The following is a 22,000-nucleotide window of genomic DNA, read 5'->3' as shown; positions in this document are numbered from 1 at the left end:
TTCAGGTCTCGTTGCAGCGAAATTAGAGGAATGCATCCACGCGGAAGTAGATCGGCGCTTCGCGCTCGGTCAGGGCATCCGGACGTTCCAGGGAATGGGCGAAGGTGACGCTGGCGCTCAAGTGCTCACCGCGGGCGAACAACTCCACCGAGTTGCTCGACATGCGCCCGTGCGGATCGCTGTTGTAGCGATTGCCGCGAATCACGCCCTGGTCATAACCGAGGCTGGTGCCGTATTCGGCGAACACCGGCCGCAGCCAGGGCAGCGTCACCGGGCGGCTCCAGCGCAGGTCGTTGCGCCAGTAACCGCCGCTGTCGCCGGACAGCGACTGGTCCTTGTAGCCACGAATCGAGGATTGCCCGCCCAGGCTCATGCGCTGCGGGCTGAACAGCGCGTCTTCGCTGCGCTGGCCGGTCATCAGGCTGCTGAAGCTGAACGATTCACCCCACAGCTTGAAGGGTTGCAGGTAGCTGGCGGTGGCGGTGTATTTGCGGTAGCGCGCATCCGGCAGGCCCCGGCCCGGGTCGTGATCGCCCTGGGCATCGAAGGCGCCGAGGCCTTGCTGCACGCCCAGGTCCAAGTTGACGAAGGCACTGCCGACTCGCCGGCCATGGGTGATGCCGAACTGCGCCTCGGTGATGCGATTGCTGCTGTCCTTGAGCTTGCTGTCATTGACGAAGTTACTGGTGCGCAGGTACGCCAGGCCGGTGTTAAGGGAAGTCTTGCTCAGGGCGTCTCGGTGGATCACCCGCTCGACCCGCAACTGATGGTTCTGGCTGTCGCCGGTCTGCTTGAAGTTGAAACCGTTGGCCGCGATTTGCGAGCGGTACTCGCTCTGGCTGTAGGTGTAGCTGACGTTCCACCAGCCAAACGGCAGGTTGTAATAGAGCATGGCGTTGCGGGAGGTGTGCTGGTGGTCGGTCATCGCGTCGTGACCGCCGCGCAACATCAACTGGTCGGCCAAGCCCAGCGGGCTGTCCCACTCGAAACTGGTGCCCCACTGCTGCTCGCCCGTGCTGCGCTGGCCGTCGTTGCTGCGGGACAGTCCGGCACGCCAGGGTTTTTGCGGTTCGTTGGTCACGCGCACTTCACTGCCGCCAACGTTTTGGCCGGGGGTCAGCTCCATCTTCGCCTGATTCGACGACAGGCGATTGAGCTGGTCCACCATCTGCTCGATCTCCCGCAGGTTGACCAAGTCGCCGGTCGCCCCAGGAAACGCCATCGCCAACTCGCGATCCGACAGCTTGCTGTTCTCGGCGCCCTTCAAGCCTTCGAGCCGCCCTTCCACCACCAGCACATTCAAATGCCCGCCGGACAAATCCTGCTGCGGCAGATAGGCGCGGCTGGTGACCAGGCCTTTTTCGATGTAGTGGTCGGTGATGACCTTGAGCAGTTCGTTGAGCTGCGGAACGCCCAGGCATTGGCCGATGTAGGGTTTGAGCAGTCGCTCGCGCTCACTGGCAGAGAGGCTGTCGGCCCCCTTGAGTTCAATGGTCTTGATGGGGAAGCAACGGGTATCGACAGGCGCTGTCGGCTGGGTCGGCTTCGCTTCCTTGCCGGGCAGGTTCTTGAGCTCTTCCAACCGGCGGCGCTGCTCTTCGAGCAAGCGGTTCTGGCGCTCTCGGATCAGGTCGGTGTCGCCAGGCGTGGGGGCTGCTTGCGCAACCATCTGCGGAGAAAGGCATAGCAAAGCCAGGCCCAACCTCGCCCAGAAGGTGGGTGAGAGCATGTTCGATCCTTCGATCCAAAGTGACATCAAAATAGTGGCGCGATATTAGTTAGCCATCATTTTGACGTCAACTTATTCGCCTGAGCTTTGAGGTTATTGTTGGATCCGTTCGTCTGAAATCGGACGCCTCCGGTACAACGGTGCGAAAGATCCGGGGGCAGAGCTGGAAACCTCCTACAAACAGAACACACAGATCCTCACAGCCCTCAGCGAATGAACTTTCCGATCAACCCCGGCCTCAACCCATTACCTGCCCAACAAGGAATACGAGGCCCTGCCATGACAACCCTCCTCAAGCTCACCCTTGCCGCCACCCTCACCTGCGCCCTGCCCGCCTGGGCCACTTGCACGCCAGAGGAAGCCACTACCAAGCGGGAACAACTGGCCCAGGAAGTGACCAAGCTCACCGAGCAGAACCCGGCCAAAGCCAAGGAAATCAATGATGAGTTGCAGGCCATGGATATGGAGACTGCCAGCAAGGACATGCCGGATAAGTGCCAGTTGATTGATAAGCGTCTGGAAGAGTTGAAGGAGGCGGAGAAGAAGGCTGGGTGATTGCCCTAGCCTGAGCACCACTTCGCTTCCGTGGCGAGGGAGCTTGCTCCCGCTGGGGTGCGAAGCGCCCCCAAAAAAACCAAGTCTCACCACGGAACAATGCTGAACACACACCATTGGGGCTGCTGCGCAGCCCAGCGGGAGCAAGCTCCCTCGCCACAGGGGTTGGTGGCGAAACTGATTGCCCATAAAAAAACCGGACCCAAGGTCCGGTTTTTCATGAAGCTCTACCGCCGCTTCAATCAGCCGCAGGCGCTTCTGGCTTGCGGCGCTTGAGCGGGGCCATGCCGTCCTTGCTGACCAGCGACAGGGCGTCGGTCTTCGGGCGGTTGGCGATTTTGCGCTTGGTGGGCGCCTTGGCGCCGGTTTTCTTCTTGTCGCCCTTGGCGTCGACTTTTTTCTTCTTCACGCCAACGGCCTTGCCCGAGGCCTTGACCTTTTTCGGTCCGCCGTAGGTGCCTTTGACTTCCTTGATGGTACGGCGCTCGAAGCTCTGCTTGAGGTAGCGCTCGATGCTCGACATCAGGTTCCAGTCGCCGTGACAGATCAGCGAAATCGCCAGGCCGTCATTGCCGGCACGGCCGGTACGGCCGATGCGGTGCACGTATTCGTCGCCGCTGCGGGGCATGTCGAAGTTGATGACCATGTCCAGGCCGTCCACGTCCAGGCCCCGGGCAGCGACGTCGGTGGCGACGAGGATCTTCACGCCGCCTTGCTTGAGGCGGTCGATGGCCAGTTTGCGGTCTTTCTGGTCTTTCTCGCCGTGCAGCACGAACGCTTTGTATTCCTGGGCCACGAGACGACCGTAGATACGGTCGGCCATGGCCCGGGTGTTGGTGAAGACGATGGCTTTCTGATAAGTCTCGTTGGCAAGCAACCAGTTCAGGATCTGTTCTTTGTGCTGGTTGTGGTCGGCGGTGATGATCTGCTGACGGGTGGTGGAGTTCAGCTGGCTGACTGCGTTGAGCTGCAAGTGCTCAGGGTTGTTCAGCACCTTGGCGATCATTTCCCGCAGGCCCGAACCACCCGTGGTGGCGGAGAACAGCATGGTCTGCTGGCGGTTGGTGCATTCGTCCACCAGACGCTGCACGTCTTCGGCAAAGCCCATGTCCAGCATGCGGTCGGCTTCGTCCAGCACCAGCACTTCGACTTCCTTGAGGTCAAGGTTGCCGGCGTTCAGTTGCTCGATCATCCGCCCTGGCGTGCCGATCAGGATGTCTGGCACCTTGCGCAGCATGGCGGCCTGGACCTTGAAGTCTTCGCCGCCGGTGATCAGGCCGGACTTGATGAAGGTGAACTGCGAGAAGCGCTCCACTTCCTTCAAGGTCTGCTGGGCCAGTTCACGGGTCGGCAGCAGGATCAGGGTCTTGATGCTGACGCGGACCTTGGCCGGGCCGATCAGGCGGTTGAGGATCGGCAACACGAACGCGGCGGTCTTGCCGCTGCCGGTCTGTGCCGTCACCCGCAGGTCACGCCCCTGGAGCGCGAGCGGAATAGCCGCTGCCTGCACCGGCGTTGGCTCGACAAATTTAAGCTCGGCCACGGCTTTGAGCAGGCGTTCGTGCAGGGCGAATTGGGAAAACACGGGTGCTACCTCGAAGAAATGCAAAAAAACAGCTGCATAGGGTAACGGTTTCGAGCGCGAAGGCCGAGTTTCTTTATACAAACGGCGGTAAATCAGTGGATTTTTATAAGCCGATTTGTCATCAACGGTCACTTGACCAGGCTTAAATGCTCTAATCGCACCGTCGCGTCTTTATAGAAGAACCGTTTCGTCCATGGACATCAAACAACTCTGGGTCAACCTTCAAGACCTCTGGGGTGCGCTTGACCAGCACCCACTCCTGCATTCCAGCCTCGCCCTGATGTTGCTGCTGGTCATTGCCCTGGTGCTCGGGCGCGTGGCGCGCTACCTGATCCTGCACGCGGCCAAATTGCTCGGGCGCCAACCGGCCCTGCATTGGATGAACGACCTGCGCCATAACAAAGTCTTCCACCGCCTGGCCCAGATGACGCCGTCGCTGATCATCCAGTTTGGCCTGCACCTGGTGCCGGAGCTGAGCAAGACCAGCCTGGTTTTCCTGGGCAATGTCGCCCTGGCTTTCACCATTCTATTCCTGGTGCTGGCCCTCAGTGCCTTGCTCAGCGCCCTGCTGGATGTCTACGCGCGCACCGAACATGCGCGGACCCGCTCGATCAAAGGCTACGTGCAACTGACGAAGATGGTGCTGTATGTGTTTGGCGCGATCATCATCGTCGCCACCCTGATCGACCGTTCGCCGCTGTTGTTGCTGTCGGGCCTGGGGGCGATGTCGGCGGTGATCCTGTTGGTCTACAAGGACACCCTGTTGTCGTTCGTTGCCAGCGTGCAGTTGACCAGCAACGACATGTTGCGGGTCGGCGATTGGATCGAGATGCCCCAGGTCGGCGCCGACGGTGACGTGGTGGACATCACGCTGCACACCGTCAAGGTGCAGAATTTCGACAAGACCATTGTCTCGATCCCCACGTGGCGTCTGATGTCCGAGTCGTTCAAGAACTGGCGCGGCATGCAACAGTCCGGCGGGCGACGGATCAAGCGCAGCCTGTTCATCGATGCCAGTGGCGTGCGTTTTCTGCATGACGAGGAAGAGCAGCGCATGACCCAGGTTCACCTGCTGACCGATTACATTGGCCGCAAACAGGCCGAACTCAAGGCCTGGAACGAAGCCCAGGGCAACGTCGCGGCGATGTCGGCCAACCGTCGGCGCATGACCAACCTGGGCACCTTCCGCGCCTATGCCCTGGCCTATTTGAAGAGCCACCCGGAGATCCAGCCGAACATGACCTGCATGGTCCGCCAGTTGCAGACCACGGCCCAGGGCATCCCACTGGAAATCTACTGTTTCACCCGCACCACCGCATGGGCCGACTACGAACGCATCCAAGGGGATATTTTCGATTACCTGCTGGCGGTGATGCCGGAGTTCGGTTTGAACCTGTATCAGCAGCCCAGCGGCACGGACTTGCGTTCAGGGCTGCTGCCGGCGGTGCTGGGGGCGAGTTCCATTTCAGCGCCGCAGAAGCAGGTGATCTGAAACCACCACAGATCCCTGTGGGAGCGAGCTTGCTCGCGATGGCGGTGTATCAGAGACATAGCGGCTGACTGACACTCCGTCATCGCGAGCAAGCTCGCTCCCACAAGGGGATCAGGGTGAAGGCTGAGGCTGGCGCACCCCCAACCGACTGATCCACACCGCCGCCAGTATCACCGACCCGCCCAGCAGCAGCCGCCCCAGTTCCTCATGCTGGTTCCAGATCAGCAGGTTCACCAACAGCCCCACGGGCACGTGCAGGTTGTTCATCACCGCCAGCGTCCCACCGTTGACCAGGCATGCGCCTTTGTTCCACCAATACAATCCCAATGCCGTGGAAACCAGGCCAAGGAACACCAGCACGCCCCATTGCAGTGGCGCCTCAGGCCAGAAGTTTGTCTTGCCGAACAAGAGGAAGGCCGGCAACGCCACCATCAGCGCACCGAGATAGAAATAACCGAAGCGCCGGTAGTGCGGCAGATCGCTCGGGTGGCGGGCCACCAGATGCTTGTACAGCACCTGCCCGGCCGCATAGGTGAAGTTGGCCAGTTGCAACAGCAAAAAGCCCATGAAGAAGTCCGGGTTGATCCGATCGTAGCGAATCACCGCCGCGCCGGCCACGGCCACCAGCGCTGCGATCAAGGCCCAGGGGTTGAAGCGACGGTTCAACGCATCCTCGATCAAGGTCACGTGCAGGGGTGTAAGGATAGTAAAGAGCAACACCTCGGGCACCGTCAGCACCCGAAAGCTCAGGTACAGGCACACGTAGGTCACGCCGAACTGCAACGCGCCGATCAGCAGCATGCCGCGCATGAACGACGGCTCCACCTGGCGCCAGCGCGTCAGGGGAATGAACACCAGCCCCGCCAACACGACCCGCACCAGCACCGCGAAGTAGCTGTCCACATGCCCGGCCAGGTACTCCCCGATCAGGCTGAAGGAAAACGCCTGGATCAGCGTCACAAAAAGTAGATAGCCCATACGCCCCCCGTTTCAAGTGGCGGCGAAGATAGCCGTTTTGAACGATGGGAGCGAGCGTGCTCGCGATGGTGCAGCCTCAATCTTCAAACGGCATCCACGACCGAAGTGCCGGCCCGGTGCTGCTGCCGGAAGTGGGCGGCACGCTGAAGCACTCGGGTCAACGCCTGGAAGTTCGCCGGCTTGGTTAGAATGTCATCGGCGCCAGCAGCCCGGAAACGATCTAGCTCGCTCGAAAAAGCGCTCGCGGTGAACGCGACGATGTAGCAAGTATCGCCCCGTGGTAGTTCGCGGATTTTACGCACGGCCTCCAGCCCATCCATGACCGGCATGTTGATGTCCATGAAGATGACCTCCGGAGTCGAAGTCATGCATCGGTTGACCGCCTCCAGTCCATCTGACGCAAGGTCGGGCGCGTAACCCAACTCTTGCAGCATCGCCGTGGCCACTTTCTGGCTCAGGGAATGATTCTCCACCAGCAGGATATCGAGCGGGTAATCCACAGCAAAAGATGAGTCGAAACCCACCGCCGCTGAATCGTCCCCGGTGGGTATTTCCCGGGTTGAAAAAAGCGCCATGGGCAGTGAGAAACAGAACGTCGATCCAACGCCAGGCTGACTAGTGAAGGTTAAAGTCCCGCCCTGCGCCTCGACCAGAGTCTTACAGATTGAAAGGCCCAGCCCACTCCCGGTAAAGCGCTGGCTGACGGGCTCTTTAAACTGGGCAAAGGGTTTGAACAGGCTGTCTTGCCGTTCCAGCGGGATGCCTATGCCGGTATCGCGTATGGAAAAATCGAGCCGGGCTTGAGGACCGTAGCCGCTGGCGCTGACCAGGAGTGATACTTTTCCGGCCTCGGTGAATTTGACGGCATTGCCCAACAAGTTGGTCAATATCTGGCGAAGGCAATCGATATCGGTTTTGACCAAGGGCGGTACGTCCGGAGAGAACTGAGCCTCCAGTACAATGGGTTTGTCCTGAATATTCTGCCGGATCATTTCAATAATGGATGAAACCAGTGTTCTCACTTCGAAAACACGCGGTTTCAATTCAAGTTTGCCCGCTTCGATTTTCGCAAGGTCGAGAATGTTGTCGATCAGAGAGAGCAGGGTCCGTCCGCTGGAATGAATCGTTGTCAGCAGACCGCGCTGCTCGGGGTCCAGGGCAGACCGGGCGAGTAACTCGGTGGCGCCGATGACGCCGTACATGGGGGTGCGGATTTCATGACTCATGGTCGCCAGGAATCTGGTTTTTGAGCGATCGGCATCCTCGGCGGCATTTTTGGCCTGATTCAATATTTTTTCGTTTATTTGCAATTGCTGGAGATGAGCGCGCATGCGCAAAAGACTGAAAGCGAGAAACACCAGAATGGCCAGGATAATGTGGTACAGGGAGTCCTGATTAAGTTGTTGATAGTAGTCCGCCAACGTAATTTCCGCGCCGACAACATACACCGTGCCGTCTTGGGACTTTAAGGGGACGAAGACGGCGCGAAAGTCCCCCCAATGATCCGAATAGTCGATCCAGGTCGGCTCGGTGCGCTCAAAACTATCAAGTAATGCCTGGCTGGCATCTGGATAAGGATCAAAAAAGCGCACGAAATTCTTCTCTTGAATTTCTTCTGGTGATGCGCTGGAACTGATCAGATAAGCCTTTCCAGCGCGTTTAACCACGCTGTAGACAAAAGCCGTGCCCATGGACTCATTGAAGCTGGAGAGCCGCTGAATGGCATCCCAGTCTTGCGCTGGCGTTTTGGATTGTTTGTCGATCAGATTGTCGTGGTAACGGTCACCGAGGATGGCCGAAGCGCCCAACGCGGCATGCAGCAATTTGCTATTAACGTTGTCAGTGAGAACGTCTTGAGTCTCGACATACAGGTAATAGATATAGCCACTGGCCCCGATGAGATAAGCCAAGAATAAAGCCCAAGTTTTCCGTCTGACTTTGAACATATCACAGCCTCCATACTGTAATTTCAAGCAGGGATCGTTTTCACTTTCTGCAAGTATTGACGGCAAGACTTACTTGACCGAAGCGCCAGTTTTTCGTGTTTACGAAGGTGTTTTCGATTTGCGAAATAGCCTACCACAGCGGGACTGGGGAGACTTTGTCAAAATCTGACTGAGGCTCCGATCAATACATTTCCCTGCGCCGTGGATTTAGCCTCGGGCCCATTTAAGTGGGGGCTATTTCCAGTCCAAAAAAAAGCCCGATCTCGCTAAAGCGTTCAATCGGGCTACTGCACTCAGGAGCAACAAGTGCAAAGGGAGGTTCGATGCGCAAAACGGTTTGAAGGGAAGCGCCAGGCCACTAGACCACCTGGCGATTACCCGAGGATTAACAGATCAGGCGACTTGGGACAGTTTGGCGTTGGCCTGATTCAACCCCTTCTCCTGGAAGTCGCCGCCCAGGTTCATGCCTTCGGCATGGATGAAGGTCACGTCGTGGATGCCAATGAAGCCCATGACCTGACGCAGGTAGGGTTCCTGATGGTCGGTACTGCCACCGGCATGAATGCCCCCGCGAGCGGTCAGCACGAAAGCGCGCTTGTCCGCCAGCAAGCCCTGGGGGCCGGTGGGGGTGTATTTGAAGGTCACGCCAGCACGCAGCACGTGGTCGAGCCAGGCCTTCAAGGTGCTGGGGATGGCGAAGTTGTACATCGGCGCAGCCATCACCAGTACGTCGGCGGCCAGCAACTCATCGGTCAATTCGTTGGAGCGCTCCAGCGAGGCGTTTTCGATGTCGTTGCGCTGCTCGGCAGGCTTCATCCAGCCACCCAGCAAATGGGCATCCAGGTGCGGTACCGGGTTCACGGCCAGGTCACGAACATTGATTTCATCAGCTGGGTGCGCGGCTTTCCACTGGCTGATGAACGTCTGGGTCAGTTGACGGGAAACCGAGTCTTGCTGGCGGGCACTGCTTTCGATGATCAGAACGCGGGACATGGGATGTAGGCTCCATCTGAGAATGTTGTCAGTCGATGGAGTGAAGATTAAACGTGACCATATCGATGAAAAAGCGCAAATAATTGCTGCAAAGCATCGATATTTTCGTTTATAAGCGGAGCATGCGTTCTGTCGCAGCCCCGCGCGGGGTTACTTCGGCTTACACGTCAGCTCGATGCGCAGCTTGATGATGTTGCGGTTGAACTTGGCGGTGGCGTTCTTGAACTTGCCGGCGGCGACTTCGATCTTGCGGGTGCGAGGCGCTTCGGGACCGTTGCGGAACACCACGGTGCAGGCCGCGTCCGTGCCGCCGTAGTTGTTGACCTGGATGGAACCGATGTCGGCATCGGTGTCATAGGCGGTGTAGTCGATGCTCAGGCCGTTGAGGTGTTTCTCCACATCGATCGGGTACGCAAACGCAGTCAGCGGCAACAGGGCGAGCAGCGCACAACAGATTTTCTTCATTCGGCAGTCTCCACCAAGGGACCGCCAGCTTAGGACAAGAGAAGCCCAATATGAAAGCGCCCCGCGTGACCCTTGATCAATGGCGAACACTGCAGGCCGTGGTGGACCATGGTGGTTTCGCCCAAGCCGCCGAAGTGCTACATCGCTCCCAGTCATCGGTGAGCTACACCGTGGCCCGCATGCAGGATCAACTCGGCGTGCCGTTGTTGCGCATCGACGGGCGCAAGGCCGTGTTGACCGAAGCCGGCGGCGTGTTGCTGCGTCGCTCCCGGCAACTGGTGAAACAGGCGAGCCAACTGGAGGACCTGGCCCATCACATGGAGCAAGGCTGGGAAGCAGAGGTGCGCCTGGTGGTCGATGCCGCGTACCCCACCGCCCGCCTCGTGCGCGCCTTGACTGCGTTCATGCCGCAAAGCCGAGGCTGCCGGGTGCGGCTGCGTGAAGAAGTGTTGTCGGGGGTGGAGGAAGTGTTGCTTGAAGGCGTGGCCGACCTGGCTATCAGCGGCTTCAGCATTCCGGGTTACCTGGGCGCAGAATTGAGCGACGTGGAGTTCGTCGCGGTGGCCCATCCCGAACACGCCCTGCACCGGCACAATCGCGAGCTGACGTTCCAGGACCTGGAAAGCCAGTTGCAAGTGGTGATCCGCGACTCCGGCCGCCAGCAACCCAAGGACGTCGGCTGGCTTGGCGCAGAGCAGCGCTGGACCGTCGGCAGCCTGGCCACCGCCGCGACGTTCGTCGGCAGCGGCCTGGGCTTCGCCTGGCTGCCCCGGCACATGATCGAGCGGGAACTGCGGGAAGGCACGCTCAAACGTCTACCCTTGGATCAGGGTGGCAGTCGCAACCCGAGCTTCTATTTGTATTCAAACAAGGAAAAACCCCTGGGTCCGGCCACGCAAATCCTTATCGAACTGCTGCGCACTTTCGACACCGCGCCGCTGGATGCACCGTTCGCCGCCCCTGAACAAGCCTGACAAGGACTTCGCCGATGGCCTATTTCGAACACGAAGGTTGTAACCTGCACTATGAGGAATATGGCCACGGCGCCCCCTTGCTGCTGGTCCATGGCCTGGGCTCCAGCACCCGCGACTGGGAAAAGCAGATCCCGGTGTTGTCCGCCCGCTACCACCTGATCGTGGTGGACGTGCGCGGCCACGGGCGTTCCGACAAGCCGCGCGAGCGCTACAGCATCGAAGGCTTCAGCGCCGACCTGGTCGCCCTGATCGAACATCTGGACCTGGGTCCGGTGCATCTGGTGGGCTGGTCCATGGGTGGCATGATCTGCTTTCAACTGGCGGTGGACCACCCCGGCCTCGTCAAGAGCCTGTGCATCGTCAACAGCGCGCCGGAAGTCAAAGTCCGCACGCCCGACGACTGCTGGCAATGGTTCAAGCGCTGGAGCCTGATGCGCATTCTCAGCCTGGAAACCATTGGCAAGGCCCTGGGCGCCAAGCTGTTTCCCAAGCCCGAACAAACCGAGTTACGCCTGGAAATGGCTCGGCGCTGGGCAAAAAACGACAAACATGCTTATCTCGCCAGCTTCGATGCCATCGTCGGCTGGGGCGTGCAGGAACGACTGTCGCAGGTCGCCTGTCCAACCCTGGTCATTTGCGCCGACCACGACTACACCCCGGTGGCGCTGAAAGAAGCCTATGTAAAACTGCTGCCCGATGCACGGCTGGTGGTCATCGCCGACTCACGGCACGCTACCCCGCTGGATCAACCCGAACGTTTCAATCAAACCCTGCTCGACTTTTTGACCGCAACCGATTCCACCACTCAGGATCACTGACCCCATGCTGAAAAAAATCGCCCTCGCCGCCGGTACCGTACTGTTTGCCGCCAACCTGATGGCCGCGCCAGCGCCTCACGTGTTGCTGGAAACCACCAACGGCCAGATCGAAATCGAACTGGACCCGGTCAAAGCCCCCATCAGTACCAAGAACTTCCTTGAGTACGTGGACAGCGGCTTCTACAACGGCACGATCTTTCACCGCGTGATCCCGGGTTTCATGGCCCAGGGCGGCGGTTTCACGGCACAGATGCAGCAAAAAGAAACCAAGGCACCCATCAAGAACGAAGCCAGCAATGGCCTGCACAACGTTCGCGGCACCTTGTCGATGGCTCGCACGTCCAACCCGGACTCGGCCACCAGCCAGTTCTTCATCAACGTGGCCGACAACGCATTCCTCGACCCGGGCCGTGACGCCGGTTACGCGGTATTCGCCAAAGTGGTCAAGGGCATGGACGTGGTGGACATCATCGTCAACTCCCAGGCCACCACCAAGCAAGGCATGCAAAACGTGCCGATCGACCCTGTGATCATCAAGTCGGCCAAGCGCATCGACTAAACCGCACAGGGCAAGCCTGAGCGGCGCCGGTCGCGCGCCGCTCACAGGAAAAAAGGAGAGCCCTCGCCCGGGCTGCTATGTACCCCATGGTTTATCGCCGTTTCGAAACACTGATCGATATCTTCCGCGACGCCCCGACCTCGGCCCCGCCGAACCGGGTCCTGCCCTTCTACACCTATTACCTGAAACAAGTCTGGCCCAGCTTCGCCGTGCTGCTGGTGGTGGGCCTGATCGGCGCGCTGATCGAAGTGGCGCTGTTCAGCTACCTGAGCCGCATCATCGACCTGACCCAGGGCACGCCAAATGTGGACTTCTTCAAGATCCACGGTGTGGAGCTGGCCTGGATGGCGGTGGTGGCGCTGGTCTTTCGACCGATCTTCGTGGCCCTGCATGACCTGCTGGTGCACCAGACCCTGAGCCCCGGCATGACCAGCCTGATCCGCTGGCAGAACCACAGCTACGTGCTCAAGCAGAGCCTGAACTTCTTCCAGAACGACTTCGCCGGGCGCATTGCTCAGCGCATCATGCAGACTGGCAACTCCCTGCGCGACTCGGCAGTACAGGCCGTGGATGCGTTGTGGCACGTGCTGATCTACGCCGTCAGTTCCCTGGTGCTGTTCGCCGAAGCCGACTGGCGCCTGATGATCCCGCTGCTGATGTGGATCGCCGCCTACATCGGCGCCCTCTGCTACTTCGTACCGAGGGTCAAGGAACGTTCGGTGGTGTCGTCCGATGCGCGCTCCAAACTCATGGGCCGGATCGTCGACGGCTACACCAACATCACCACCCTGAAGCTGTTCGCCCACACCAACTTCGAGCAGCAATACGCCCGCGAAGCGATCCAGGAACAGACCGAAAAAGCCCAGTTGGCCGGGCGGGTAGTGACCAGCATGGACGTGGTCATCACCAGCATGAACGGGCTGCTGATCGTTGGCACCACGGCGCTGGCGCTGTGGCTGTGGACCCAGTCGCTGATCAGCGTGGGCGCCATTGCCCTGGCCACCGGACTGGTGATCCGCATCGTCAACATGTCCGGCTGGATCATGTGGGTGGTCAACGGCATCTTCGAAAACATCGGCATGGTCCAGGACGGTCTGCAGACCATCGCCCAACCGGTCAGCGTCACCGATCGCGACCAGGCCAAGCCCTTGGCGGTCGCTCGCGGCGAGGTGCGTTTCGAGCACGTGGATTTCCACTATGGCAAGAAAAGCGGTGTGATCGGCGACCTCAACCTGACCATCAAGCCCGGCGAGAAAATCGGCCTGATCGGCCCGTCCGGCGCGGGCAAGTCCACATTGGTCAACCTGCTGCTGCGCCTCTATGACGTGCAGGGCGGGCGCATCCTCATCGACGGCCAGGACATCGCCGAAGTCGGCCAGGAAAGCCTGCGCGAGCGCATCGGCATGATCACCCAGGACACCTCGCTGCTGCACCGCTCGATTCGCGACAACCTGCTTTACGGGAAGCCCGACGCCACGGACGCACAACTCTGGGAAGCCGTGCGCAAGGCCCGCGCCGATGAGTTCATTCCGTTGCTGTCGGACGCCGAAGGCCGCACCGGCTTCGACGCCCACGTGGGCGAGCGCGGCGTGAAGCTGTCCGGCGGCCAGCGCCAGCGCATCGCTATCGCGCGGGTGCTGCTCAAGGACGCGCCGATCCTGATCATGGACGAAGCGACCTCCGCGCTGGACTCGGAAGTCGAGGCGGCGATCCAGGAAAGCCTCGAGACGCTGATGCAAGGCAAGACCGTAATCGCCATCGCCCACCGCCTCTCCACCATCGCCCGAATGGACCGACTGGTGGTGCTGGAAAACGGCCGCATTGCCGAAACCGGTAGCCATGCCGAACTGCTGGCCCATGGTGGGTTGTATGCGCGGTTGTGGCAGCACCAGACGGGTGGGTTCGTGGGGATCGACTGAATCAACCAGACACCACCGCCCCCGTGGCGAGGGAGCTTGCTCCCGCTGGGGTGCGAAGCGCCCCCGGAAATCCGAGCATCACCCCATCGAGCCGGGTGGAACTCAGGCTTGTTGGGGCTGCTGCGCAGCCCAGCGGGAGCAAGCTCCCTCGCCACAGGGTTCGGTGTCAGCCAGCAAGCCTGGCACTGCCGATACGAACTGCTGGCTCATGTGGGTTGTATGCGCGGTTGTGGCAGCACCAGACGGGTGGGTTCGTGGGGATCGACTGAATCAACCAGACACCACCGCCCCCGTGGCGAGGGAGCTTGCTCCCGCTGGGGTGCGAAGCGCCCCCGGAAATCCGAGCATCACCCCATCGAGCCGGGTGGAACTCAGGCGTGTTGGGGCTGCTGCGCAGCCCAGCGGGGCGGTGCGACGTTTCGCTAAATCCCCTCGCCACAAAAGCTGACCGCTCCCTGCTCTACTTCTGCGGAGTGCAGCCCCAAGGCCTTTCTGAAAAATTCTGTCCAGGATCCATCCAGCCCGAACAGCCGCAACATACTCCCCGCCGACCAAGGCCAAAACCGCCACAGTCCATGACGCTGGCGGTTTTTTAATGCCGCTGGATTTGTCGCAACGCTCTGCTGTACTCAGCTCAGGTTCTGGAGATGAACCTGTCGTAATTCTGCTGGATGCATAACCGATTATCACGACTGTTTTTCAAGGATGCTTATGTCTTTATTCAAACGTTCTGCGACTGAGTTGCTAGGTACGTTCTGGCTGGTATTGGGCGGCTGCGGCAGCGCGGTATTGGCCGCCTCCGGGATTGGCGTGCTGGGGGTTGCCCTGGCGTTCGGCCTGACGGTGTTGACCATGGCCTTCGCCATCGGTCATATCTCGGGTTGCCACCTCAACCCGGCGGTGTCGGTGGGCTTGTACGTAGGAGGACGGTTTCCGGCCAAGGAATTGCCTGCCTACATCATCGCCCAGGTCATCGGCGGGGTGCTGGCCGCCGCGCTGATCTACTTCATCGCCAGCGGCAAGGAAGGGTTTGACCTGGCCGCATCCGGCCTGGCGTCAAACGGCTATGGCGAGCATTCGCCCGGTGGGTATTCGATGGCGGCAGGTTTTGTGACCGAGCTGGTCATGACGGCGATGTTCATCCTGATCATCCTCGGCGCCACCGATAAACGTGCCCCGGCCGGGCTGGCACCGATTGCCATCGGCCTGGCCCTGACGCTCATTCACCTGATCTCGATCCCGGTCACCAACACTTCGGTCAACCCGGCCCGCAGTACCGGTCCGGCGTTGATCGTCGGCGGCTGGGCCATCGAGCAACTGTGGCTGTTCTGGGTCGCACCACTGCTGGGCGCGGTCATCGGCGGTATCTCCTACCGCTGGCTGGGCCAGGAAACCCGCTGAGCCATACCTGCGAAGATCAGCACTGCCGATAAGGCAGTGCTGTTTTCGCCTCCTCGGCGTACGCCAGCACCCCCTCCTGTTCCCGGGCGAGAAAATCTTCAACTGCGGCTTTCAAACCGGGATGACGCAAATAATGCCACGAGCGGGTAATCACCGGCTCGAACCCGCGAATCAACTTGTGCTCGCCCTGGGCCCCGGCATCGAAGCGCTGCAAGCCATGGGCAATCGCGTAATCCATGCCTTGATAGAAACAGGTCTCGAAGTGCAGGCGGTCAAACTCCGCCAGGCAGCCCCAGTAACGCCCGTAGAAACTGTCGCCGCCCACCAGGCTGAACGCCATCGCCACCGGCCGTGAACCTTGCTTGGCCAGCACCACACGAATGGCCTCGGGCATACGCTCGGCCAGCAGACTGAAGAACGCCCGGGTCAGGTACGGTGCCTGCCGACGCACCGCGTAAGTGTTGGCGTAACAGGCGTAGACAAAATCCCACTGGGCCTCGTCCAGTTGCTGACCTTCGAGCCATTCAAACTCGATGCCCTGCCCCGCCACTTGTTCACGTTCCTTGCGCATCTGCTTGCGCTTGCGAGAACTGAGGGCATCAAGAAAGTCCTGGAAGTCCCGATAACCACGGTTTTGCCAGTGGTACTGGCAGCCAATTCGCTGCAGCCACCCCTCCTGCCCGGCCAGCGCCGCGTCGGTGAAGGCATCGGTGAAGTTGATGTGAGCGCTGGAAAGCCCTTCGATCTCCAGATAACCCGGCAGGCTGCCCAGCAGCTCCAGACCATCCTCGACCCGCGCCGCCAGCAGTCGCGGGCCACTGACCGGACTGAACGGCACCGCCGTCAGCAACTTGGGGTAATATTCGATCCCGGCTCGGGCGCAGGCATCGGCCCAGGCGTGGTCGAACACGTATTCACCGTAGGAATGCCACTTGCGGTAACTGGGCAAGGCTGCGAGCAGGCGTCCGTCTTCGATGTGCAGCAGATGCTCCGCTTGCCAACCGGATTGCGGGCCCAGGCTGACGCTGTCTTCCAGGGTGCTCAGGAAGGCGTGGCGCAGGAACGGTTGGTTGGCGGGTACCAAGGCGTCCCATTCATCAGGCGCAACGGCAGACAGACTGTCTAAAACGTGAAGCGGCATGCGATTCCTCGATATCCAGGCGGCGGATGGGACTAGTATCGCCGATCGGGACTGGGTATTACCGAGCAACAGACATTTTTTCGACGGCTGTAATGGATCACTCATCCAAACTGGTTGGCAATTGTCATTCCTTGTCGCTAAATTTTTGAAATGTTAGTTATTTTCTCTCCTTCCGTATTCTTTCCATATTATCAACGCCCAGATAACTCCTGACTTCACCCGGACCGCGCTGGACAGCTCTCATTTGCTGATCGGAGTTGGCTTGCCAGTCTAAAAAAACAGCCTTCTTTTCTTCAACTTGCATATTTTCTAATCTAGCCATTCTTTTTGCAGATCTTTTGGCTGCTTGTCGCCCATATTTCGTTATCAACTTTTCACCTCGATGCTCTTTAGCAAAGGCATGCGCCTTAGAGTCCTCTGCATAATATTCCTTATACATAGAATATTTTGTTTCATTCTTACCTTTAAACTGCGCAGCGAATTCCAACTGCAAGTCTGCCCTCCTCTCCAAATTATTGACATCTTTAGGCCTAATAGGCAGCAGGCTCGTCGGCCTAGTTTTTTCATGCGGATTGAGGCGGAGAACTCTGGGCAGCTTCTGAGCACCCGGAGTTGCAGTGGTAATTCTATTTGATCCGAATAGACCTCTGAAACCACGTGAGAAAAATCCAAAGACAGTATGCCCCGTCGGATCCAAATTATTAATAGGATCCCCCACACAATACATATACGCATTCAATCCCCCCTTACCAAAAGGGCTCAAGCTGTCCGGACTGTGGAACCTCATCAACAGCGGATTGAAGACTCGATAACCATTACCCAACAAGTACCAACCGGTTTGTGTCTCACGTCGCTCGCCGTTATAACCCAGTGGGCTTCTCACCGATGCGTCATCCATGCGATGACCGTATGCTGAATACGCGATTGCCTTGATAGCATCCTGACTGACCTCAACCAGCACGCTGTTCTTGTCATCCCCCGCCAGCAAACGGGGCGTTGGCTCACCGCCGGTCTGCTGCTCGGCCAGCACGATGCCCTCGGCCCTCAGGAAGGTACGGCTGACGCCCCCCAGGATCTCGTTCGCCAGTTCATCGTGGCGGTAGAACCGGTGCTCTTTACCGCTCGAAGTACTGCGTCCAGCCAACGTGTCCAGTGCGTCATAGTGGAAGCTGAAAGCCGGTTCGCCGGACGAAGCATCGGCCTCAGGAGAGGATTCATTGGATGCAAGTTGCTCTTTTTTATCTGGACCAGCCATGTTGCTCTCCATCTTCACCGGTGATTGTCATGGACCGCTCAGGCGCTTCATTTCGACAAGCAATGCGAGTACTGCCCAGCCCCCAGACGCTGCCCGTCGTTCTGCGGCTGGACAAAGTAAGCACTCTTTTCAAATGCCACGAAACTGTCAGGGTTGACAGGTGATTGCCCATACAGCACTTCAGGCAAATGCGGAGCAAAAAAAACCCCACCAAAGGCGGGGTTCAAAGGAGCTTTAACGGATGAAGCAAGAACGCTGTATCAGATCAGCACAACTTAGAATACGTACTGGGCACGAACAACCACACCTTTGCCATCGTCATCACCATTGGCGTTGGTGACGTTGTCGGTCTTGGCCTTGACGTAAGCGGCAGTGATTTTCACCGCCTCGTTGGCGTACCAGTTCACGCCCAGGTTGTGCACCTTGGCTTCGGCATCGCCCACGTCGCGGGTGGCGGAGGCAGTGGTGATGTTGTCGTCTTCGACGGTCATGCTGTCGAAGCGGTAGAACACTTCCCACGCGCCGATGGACTTGTTCTGGGGTTTGATCGCGTCAAACTTGCCGACTTTATAACCACGGGACTCGCCGGTGATGGTGTAGGCGCCCTGGACGTAGAAGCCGTGACCCTTGAGGTCTTCGAAGGCGTCGCTGTCAGCCTTGGTCTTGCGGGAAATGTATTCACCCTGGATCGACGCAGGCCCCATGGCGAAAGCGGCTTCCAGGCCGTAAGCCGTATCCGTGTCGTACGAGCCGGCCGGCGAGTTGTTGGCGCCGCCCAGTACCGGACGGTTACCGTTAGGGCCGGCATCGTTGCCGCCGAGGGTTTCAACACCACGCATGCCCAGACGGGAGCGATAACGGGCGTCGAACGCGGTGTCGGAGACGTCGCGCGAGGCCACGTTCAAGCCGAAGTGCAACACGTTGCCGGCCTCGTGCATCGGGGCGAATACGAAACGACCGTTGGCTTGCTTGATGCTGTTGCCGTCAGTGTCGTCGGTGTCCTTGCTGAACACACCGGCCGAGGCGTAGAACGAATCGGCGAAGGTGCTGGAAGCCTGGATGCCCAGACCGTTCTGGTGGCCGTTGGCCCAGTCGATCAGGTCGTAGGCGGCGTTGCGCTCAGGAGCAGTCACCCACTTGGAGCTGGTGGCTTTTTCCAGGCCGAAGTCGGGGTCGAAACGACCGACCTTGATCGAGACCGGCTTGAAGCCGTTGTAGGCCAGGGACGCTTCGTCGAAGTAGCCGTTATCGGAGTCGCCGCTGTTGTGGGAGAAATCGTAGTTGAGGGTGTAGGCCCAATCCGTGTACAGCACGCCGGACAGCTCCAAGAAGCCACGGCGGATGTAAGCGGCGTCGGCTTTGTCGCCATTGTCGGTGTAGATACCGTTGAACTGGCTGTAGTCAGCCTGCAAACGACCACCGAGCTTGAAGCTGAACTCTTTATCAGTGGTAGCGACCTCAAGGCCGCCCTTGGTTTTAACCACGATATCGGCGCCGTCGGTGGTGACGGTGCCGGCGAAAGCCTGGGCGGTTACTGCCATGGCCAGTGCGCTGGCGGCAACACCTGCGAAGTGCTTGCGGATCATCGAAGAATTCCCCTGTTGGTAGTCTATGCCGTTAGAAAACACGCGGAACTGAGCCCGCTGGTGTTGGAGGGGATCTTGGCGAGGGGTTGTGTCAGCGCAGTTGCTGTCAGATAAAGATTTTATGACAGGGGAACTTTTTACTTCGAATGGGAATAACCAGCGCAACGGCAAACCCCTTGTGGGAGCGAGCTTGCTCGCGATGGCGGTATGTCAGTGACAGATTCGTTGTCTGATACGCCGCCATCGCGAGCAAGCTCGCTCCCACAAGGGGACATGGTTCTCAGGGCTCAGCGGATGTTTCGGCGACGCTCGGAGGCGAGTTTCTCGGCGAGGTGATCCAGGTCGGGAATCGGGGCTTCAGGAAGCTTTTTGAGGGTCGCCTGCATCAGACGCATCTGGCGGATGAATCGTCGGCAATGGGCACAGAACATCAAGTGATGACGCACCATCAGGCGCTCACGGAAGCTCAGTTGGCCGTCGAGATAATCGCTGGAGCGCGCCACTTGTTCCTTGCAGGTCAGCATTCGCCGGTTTCCTCGAAATGTTCTACGGTCGCGAAGACCTTAAGCCGAGCGCGATGCAACAGCACGCGTACGTTGGAGAGCGAGATGTCGAGAAGATTACAGATCTCTTCCGGCTCCAGCCCCTGGCGTTCACGCAGGGTCAATACGCTGCTTTGCAGTTCCGACAGGCTGAGCAACGTGTGTTCGAGGCAATCGCGCAGTTCGCTCATTGTGAGCAACGCCTCCGGTGTGTCCTGGTGCCAGGCGAACGGCGCCAGCAGCCAATGGCCATCGGCGGCGAAGCGATCATCGCCCAGGGTGCCGTGGGGCGACGGCAGATCATCGAGCAGCACTTCCCGGCGGTTCTGCTTGTAACGGCCCTTGGCGGCGTTAGCGGTGATGGTCAGCAGCCAGGTCTTGAGGCTGGATCGGCCCTGGAAACCATTGAGATTGCGCACCACCGACAGCCACGCGTCCTGCACCACTTCGTCGGCATGGCGGCTACCGACGATGGCATAGGCCACGGCGCGCATGGGGCCCTGGTAGGTGCTGACCAGTTCCTTGTAGGCCTGCTGCTCGCCGGCCAGGAGGCGTTTGAGCAGTTGGGTGTCATCGGTGACTGTCATTCAACGCCCCGTTGCCTAATGGACGGGTGGTGCCGTTGTGGCGAGGGAGCTTGCTCCCGCTCGGTTGCGCAGCAACCGCAAAATCCTGGGGCCGCTTCGCAGCCCAGCGGGAGCAAGCTCCCTCGCCACAAAAGCGGAACCAGCCCAGATGAAAGCTGAGCCAGACCCGATCAATGCTTACGCAAAATCACGCTACCAATCGAATACCCAGCGCCGAACGAGCTGAGCACGGCGACCGAGCCGCTGGGCAGATCATCCTGGTATTTGTGGAATGCAATCACCGAGCCCGCCGAGCTGGTGTTCGCGTAGCGGTCGAGGATCACTGGCGCTTCCTCTTCGGTAGCTTCGCGGCCCAGCAACTTGCGCACGATCAGGTGGTTCATGCTGAGGTTGGCCTGGTGCAGCCAGAAGCGCTTCACTTCGCCGACGTTCAGCTGGTTTTCTTCCAGGTGGGCAGCGATCAGCTCGGCCACCATCGGACAGACGTCGCGGAAAACCTTGCGGCCTTCCTGGACGAACAGTTTGTCGCGACTGCCGATGCCCTCTTCGGCGGCGCGGTTGAGGAAGCCGAAGTTGTTGCGGATGTTGTTGGAGAACTTGGTGAGCAGCTTGGTGCTGACCACGTCGAACTGGTACGGCGAGGTCGCCAGGTCAGCCCGTTCGATGATCACGGCGGTGGCCGCATCGCCGAAGATGAAGTGGCTATCGCGATCGCGGAAGTTCAGGTGGCCGGTGCACACTTCCGGATTGACCATCAGGATCGCCCGGGCCTGGCCAAGCTGCACGCTGTTGGCCGCGGCCTGGATGCCGAACGTCGCGGAAGAACAGGCCACGTTCATGTCGAAGCCAAAACCTTCGATGCCCAAGGCTTCCTGGACTTCGATGGCGATGGCCGGATACGCGCGCTGCAGGTTGGAACAGGCGACGATCACGCCGTCGATATCGGCGGCAGTGCGGCCGGCGCGTTCCAAGGCCTGCTTGGCGGCACCGACGGCCATTTCGCAGAGCACCGACCATTCGTCGTTGGAACGCTCCGGCAGACGCGGCGCCATGCGTTGCGGGTCGAGGATGCCGTCCTTGTCCATGACAAAGCGGCTCTTGATACCAGAGGCCTTTTCGATGAATGCGGCGTTGGACTCGGTCAATGCCTCGACTTCACCGCGCTCGATGGCCTCGGCGTTGTCGGCGTTGAACTGCGTGACATAGGTATTGAAAGATTGCACCAGCTCTTCGTTGGAGATGCTGTTGGCCGGGGTGTAAAGGCCGGTGCCGCTGATGACGACGTTATGCATGGTCGTGTCTCTGATCTGTTCAGGCAGAAAGCATTGGCACCGACGTACCAATACACAAAGGGTCTTTTCCCATCCAGGGGAAGCAGACCTGGCAGTGCTTTATTCCGATCCGCCCGGGGCAGTGAAGCTCAAAACCACGGGACCGGCATTTATAGGCGCGAAGTTTGCCATAAACGCTGGCGT

The 22,000-nt window shown here is 59.5% G+C and carries 19 protein-coding genes and 1 pseudogene; 8 read left to right on the top strand and 12 right to left on the bottom strand.

Features of this window, described 5'->3' with window-relative positions:
- Positions 1 to 22 precede the first annotated feature (22 nt).
- Complete coding sequence (locus QNH97_RS07295) at positions 23 to 1,729, bottom strand: ShlB/FhaC/HecB family hemolysin secretion/activation protein (RefSeq protein ID WP_283556238.1); 1,707 nt, start codon at positions 1,727 to 1,729, stop codon at positions 23 to 25.
- Between the two features lie 279 nt (positions 1,730 to 2,008).
- On the opposite strand from QNH97_RS07295, the gene QNH97_RS07290 reads away from it, so the two are divergent.
- Positions 2,009 to 2,284, top strand: a complete 276-nt coding sequence (locus QNH97_RS07290; RefSeq protein WP_283556237.1) for a hypothetical protein — start codon at positions 2,009 to 2,011, stop codon at positions 2,282 to 2,284.
- Between the two features lie 238 nt (positions 2,285 to 2,522).
- On the opposite strand, the gene QNH97_RS07285 is transcribed toward QNH97_RS07290, so the two are convergent.
- Positions 2,523 to 3,869 carry a DEAD/DEAH box helicase gene (locus QNH97_RS07285; RefSeq protein ID WP_283556236.1) on the bottom strand — a complete coding sequence of 449 codons (1,347 nt, stop codon included), beginning with the start codon at positions 3,867 to 3,869 and terminating at the stop codon, positions 2,523 to 2,525.
- A gap of 193 nt (positions 3,870 to 4,062) precedes the next feature.
- Between QNH97_RS07285 and QNH97_RS07280 the strand changes: the two genes are divergently transcribed.
- Positions 4,063 to 5,361 (top strand): mechanosensitive ion channel family protein, encoded by a 1,299-nt coding sequence (locus tag QNH97_RS07280; RefSeq protein ID WP_283556235.1) that lies wholly within the window; start codon positions 4,063 to 4,065, stop codon positions 5,359 to 5,361.
- A gap of 111 nt (positions 5,362 to 5,472) precedes the next feature.
- Here the strand turns inward: QNH97_RS07280 and QNH97_RS07275 are convergent, their stop codons facing one another.
- From QNH97_RS07275 to QNH97_RS07260, 4 genes are all read right to left on the bottom strand, one after another.
- The gene (locus QNH97_RS07275; protein ID WP_283556234.1) at positions 5,473 to 6,339 is read right to left on the bottom strand and encodes a carboxylate/amino acid/amine transporter; all 867 of its coding nucleotides are present in this window, start codon (positions 6,337 to 6,339) and stop codon (positions 5,473 to 5,475) included.
- Positions 6,340 to 6,422: 83 nt separating this feature from the next.
- Positions 6,423 to 8,285 (bottom strand): ATP-binding protein, encoded by a 1,863-nt coding sequence (locus QNH97_RS07270; RefSeq protein ID WP_283556233.1) that lies wholly within the window; start codon positions 8,283 to 8,285, stop codon positions 6,423 to 6,425.
- Positions 8,286 to 8,678: 393 nt separating this feature from the next.
- On the bottom strand, positions 8,679 to 9,278 hold the full coding sequence (locus QNH97_RS07265; RefSeq protein WP_283556232.1) for an FMN-dependent NADH-azoreductase: 600 nt from the start codon (positions 9,276 to 9,278) through the stop codon (positions 8,679 to 8,681).
- A 150-nt stretch (positions 9,279 to 9,428) separates the two neighbouring features.
- Positions 9,429 to 9,743 (bottom strand): 3-phosphoglycerate kinase, encoded by a 315-nt coding sequence (locus tag QNH97_RS07260; RefSeq protein ID WP_283556231.1) that lies wholly within the window; start codon positions 9,741 to 9,743, stop codon positions 9,429 to 9,431.
- A 50-nt stretch (positions 9,744 to 9,793) separates the two neighbouring features.
- On the opposite strand from QNH97_RS07260, the gene QNH97_RS07255 reads away from it, so the two are divergent.
- The 6 genes and pseudogenes from QNH97_RS07255 (at position 9,794) to aqpZ (ending at position 15,414) form a co-directional block, all read left to right on the top strand.
- Entirely contained in the window at positions 9,794 to 10,717 is a 924-nt protein-coding gene (locus tag QNH97_RS07255) for a PA3225 family LysR-type transcriptional regulator (protein ID WP_283556230.1), read from the top strand.
- Between the two features lie 14 nt (positions 10,718 to 10,731).
- The gene (locus QNH97_RS07250; protein ID WP_283556229.1) at positions 10,732 to 11,535 is read left to right on the top strand and encodes an alpha/beta fold hydrolase; all 804 of its coding nucleotides are present in this window, start codon (positions 10,732 to 10,734) and stop codon (positions 11,533 to 11,535) included.
- 4 nt (positions 11,536 to 11,539) lie between these two features.
- Positions 11,540 to 12,094 carry a peptidylprolyl isomerase gene (locus tag QNH97_RS07245; protein WP_283556228.1) on the top strand — a complete coding sequence of 185 codons (555 nt, stop codon included), beginning with the start codon at positions 11,540 to 11,542 and terminating at the stop codon, positions 12,092 to 12,094.
- A gap of 86 nt (positions 12,095 to 12,180) precedes the next feature.
- Entirely contained in the window at positions 12,181 to 14,013 is a 1,833-nt protein-coding gene (locus QNH97_RS07240) for an ABC transporter ATP-binding protein (protein ID WP_283556227.1), read from the top strand.
- A gap of 195 nt (positions 14,014 to 14,208) precedes the next feature.
- Positions 14,209 to 14,282 (top strand): annotated as a pseudogene (locus tag QNH97_RS29445) (hypothetical protein); the annotation flags it as partial.
- Between the two features lie 442 nt (positions 14,283 to 14,724).
- Positions 14,725 to 15,414, top strand: a complete 690-nt coding sequence (gene aqpZ / locus QNH97_RS07235) for an aquaporin Z (RefSeq protein WP_283556226.1) — start codon at positions 14,725 to 14,727, stop codon at positions 15,412 to 15,414.
- 16 nt (positions 15,415 to 15,430) lie between these two features.
- On the opposite strand, the gene QNH97_RS07230 is transcribed toward aqpZ, so the two are convergent.
- The 6 genes from QNH97_RS07230 to QNH97_RS07205 all read right to left on the bottom strand — a co-directional run bounded on the left by QNH97_RS07230 (position 15,431) and on the right by QNH97_RS07205 (position 21,817).
- Entirely contained in the window at positions 15,431 to 16,555 is a 1,125-nt protein-coding gene (locus tag QNH97_RS07230) for a GNAT family N-acetyltransferase (protein WP_283556225.1), read from the bottom strand.
- 157 nt (positions 16,556 to 16,712) lie between these two features.
- Positions 16,713 to 17,810: an RHS repeat-associated core domain-containing protein gene (locus QNH97_RS07225; protein ID WP_283556224.1), complete on the bottom strand. Its 1,098-nt coding sequence runs from the start codon at positions 17,808 to 17,810 to the stop codon at positions 16,713 to 16,715.
- A 275-nt stretch (positions 17,811 to 18,085) separates the two neighbouring features.
- Positions 18,086 to 19,396 carry an OprO/OprP family phosphate-selective porin gene (locus QNH97_RS07220; protein WP_283556223.1) on the bottom strand — a complete coding sequence of 437 codons (1,311 nt, stop codon included), beginning with the start codon at positions 19,394 to 19,396 and terminating at the stop codon, positions 18,086 to 18,088.
- A 287-nt stretch (positions 19,397 to 19,683) separates the two neighbouring features.
- The gene (locus QNH97_RS07215) at positions 19,684 to 19,920 is read right to left on the bottom strand and encodes an anti-sigma factor family protein (RefSeq protein ID WP_283556222.1); all 237 of its coding nucleotides are present in this window, start codon (positions 19,918 to 19,920) and stop codon (positions 19,684 to 19,686) included.
- Complete coding sequence (locus QNH97_RS07210; protein ID WP_283556221.1) at positions 19,914 to 20,525, bottom strand: RNA polymerase sigma factor; 612 nt, start codon at positions 20,523 to 20,525, stop codon at positions 19,914 to 19,916. The genes QNH97_RS07215 and QNH97_RS07210 overlap by 7 nt, the downstream gene beginning before the upstream one ends.
- Positions 20,526 to 20,695: 170 nt before the next feature.
- Positions 20,696 to 21,817, bottom strand: a complete 1,122-nt coding sequence (locus QNH97_RS07205; protein WP_283556220.1) for a beta-ketoacyl-ACP synthase III — start codon at positions 21,815 to 21,817, stop codon at positions 20,696 to 20,698.
- Between the last annotated feature and the right edge of the window lie 183 nt (positions 21,818 to 22,000).

The organism is Pseudomonas sp. G2-4 (assembly GCF_030064125.1).
Classification (GTDB): Bacteria; Pseudomonadota; Gammaproteobacteria; order Pseudomonadales; family Pseudomonadaceae; genus Aquipseudomonas.
This window is presented reverse-complemented; position numbering and strand designations above follow the sequence as displayed.

What these genes read in the sequence shown, in the direction of transcription:
- QNH97_RS07295 (WP_283556238.1), bottom strand. Translation starts at nt 1,729, where the DNA reads ATGCTCTCACCCACCTTCTGGGCGAGGTTGGGCCTGGCTTTGCTATGC.
- QNH97_RS07290 (WP_283556237.1), top strand. Translation starts at nt 2,009, where the DNA reads ATGACAACCCTCCTCAAGCTCACCCTTGCCGCCACCCTCACCTGCGCC.
- QNH97_RS07280 (WP_283556235.1), top strand. Translation starts at nt 4,063, where the DNA reads ATGGACATCAAACAACTCTGGGTCAACCTTCAAGACCTCTGGGGTGCG.
- QNH97_RS07275 (WP_283556234.1), bottom strand. Translation starts at nt 6,339, where the DNA reads ATGGGCTATCTACTTTTTGTGACGCTGATCCAGGCGTTTTCCTTCAGC.
- QNH97_RS07270 (WP_283556233.1), bottom strand. Translation starts at nt 8,285, where the DNA reads ATGTTCAAAGTCAGACGGAAAACTTGGGCTTTATTCTTGGCTTATCTC.
- QNH97_RS07265 (WP_283556232.1), bottom strand. Translation starts at nt 9,278, where the DNA reads ATGTCCCGCGTTCTGATCATCGAAAGCAGTGCCCGCCAGCAAGACTCG.
- QNH97_RS07260 (WP_283556231.1), bottom strand. Translation starts at nt 9,743, where the DNA reads ATGAAGAAAATCTGTTGTGCGCTGCTCGCCCTGTTGCCGCTGACTGCG.
- QNH97_RS07255 (WP_283556230.1), top strand. Translation starts at nt 9,794, where the DNA reads ATGAAAGCGCCCCGCGTGACCCTTGATCAATGGCGAACACTGCAGGCC.
- QNH97_RS07250 (WP_283556229.1), top strand. Translation starts at nt 10,732, where the DNA reads ATGGCCTATTTCGAACACGAAGGTTGTAACCTGCACTATGAGGAATAT.
- QNH97_RS07245 (WP_283556228.1), top strand. Translation starts at nt 11,540, where the DNA reads ATGCTGAAAAAAATCGCCCTCGCCGCCGGTACCGTACTGTTTGCCGCC.
- QNH97_RS07240 (WP_283556227.1), top strand. Translation starts at nt 12,181, where the DNA reads ATGGTTTATCGCCGTTTCGAAACACTGATCGATATCTTCCGCGACGCC.
- aqpZ (WP_283556226.1), top strand. Translation starts at nt 14,725, where the DNA reads ATGTCTTTATTCAAACGTTCTGCGACTGAGTTGCTAGGTACGTTCTGG.
- QNH97_RS07230 (WP_283556225.1), bottom strand. Translation starts at nt 16,555, where the DNA reads ATGCCGCTTCACGTTTTAGACAGTCTGTCTGCCGTTGCGCCTGATGAA.
- QNH97_RS07225 (WP_283556224.1), bottom strand. Translation starts at nt 17,810, where the DNA reads ATGGCTGGTCCAGATAAAAAAGAGCAACTTGCATCCAATGAATCCTCT.
- QNH97_RS07220 (WP_283556223.1), bottom strand. Translation starts at nt 19,396, where the DNA reads ATGATCCGCAAGCACTTCGCAGGTGTTGCCGCCAGCGCACTGGCCATG.
- QNH97_RS07215 (WP_283556222.1), bottom strand. Translation starts at nt 19,920, where the DNA reads ATGCTGACCTGCAAGGAACAAGTGGCGCGCTCCAGCGATTATCTCGAC.
- QNH97_RS07210 (WP_283556221.1), bottom strand. Translation starts at nt 20,525, where the DNA reads ATGACAGTCACCGATGACACCCAACTGCTCAAACGCCTCCTGGCCGGC.
- QNH97_RS07205 (WP_283556220.1), bottom strand. Translation starts at nt 21,817, where the DNA reads ATGCATAACGTCGTCATCAGCGGCACCGGCCTTTACACCCCGGCCAAC.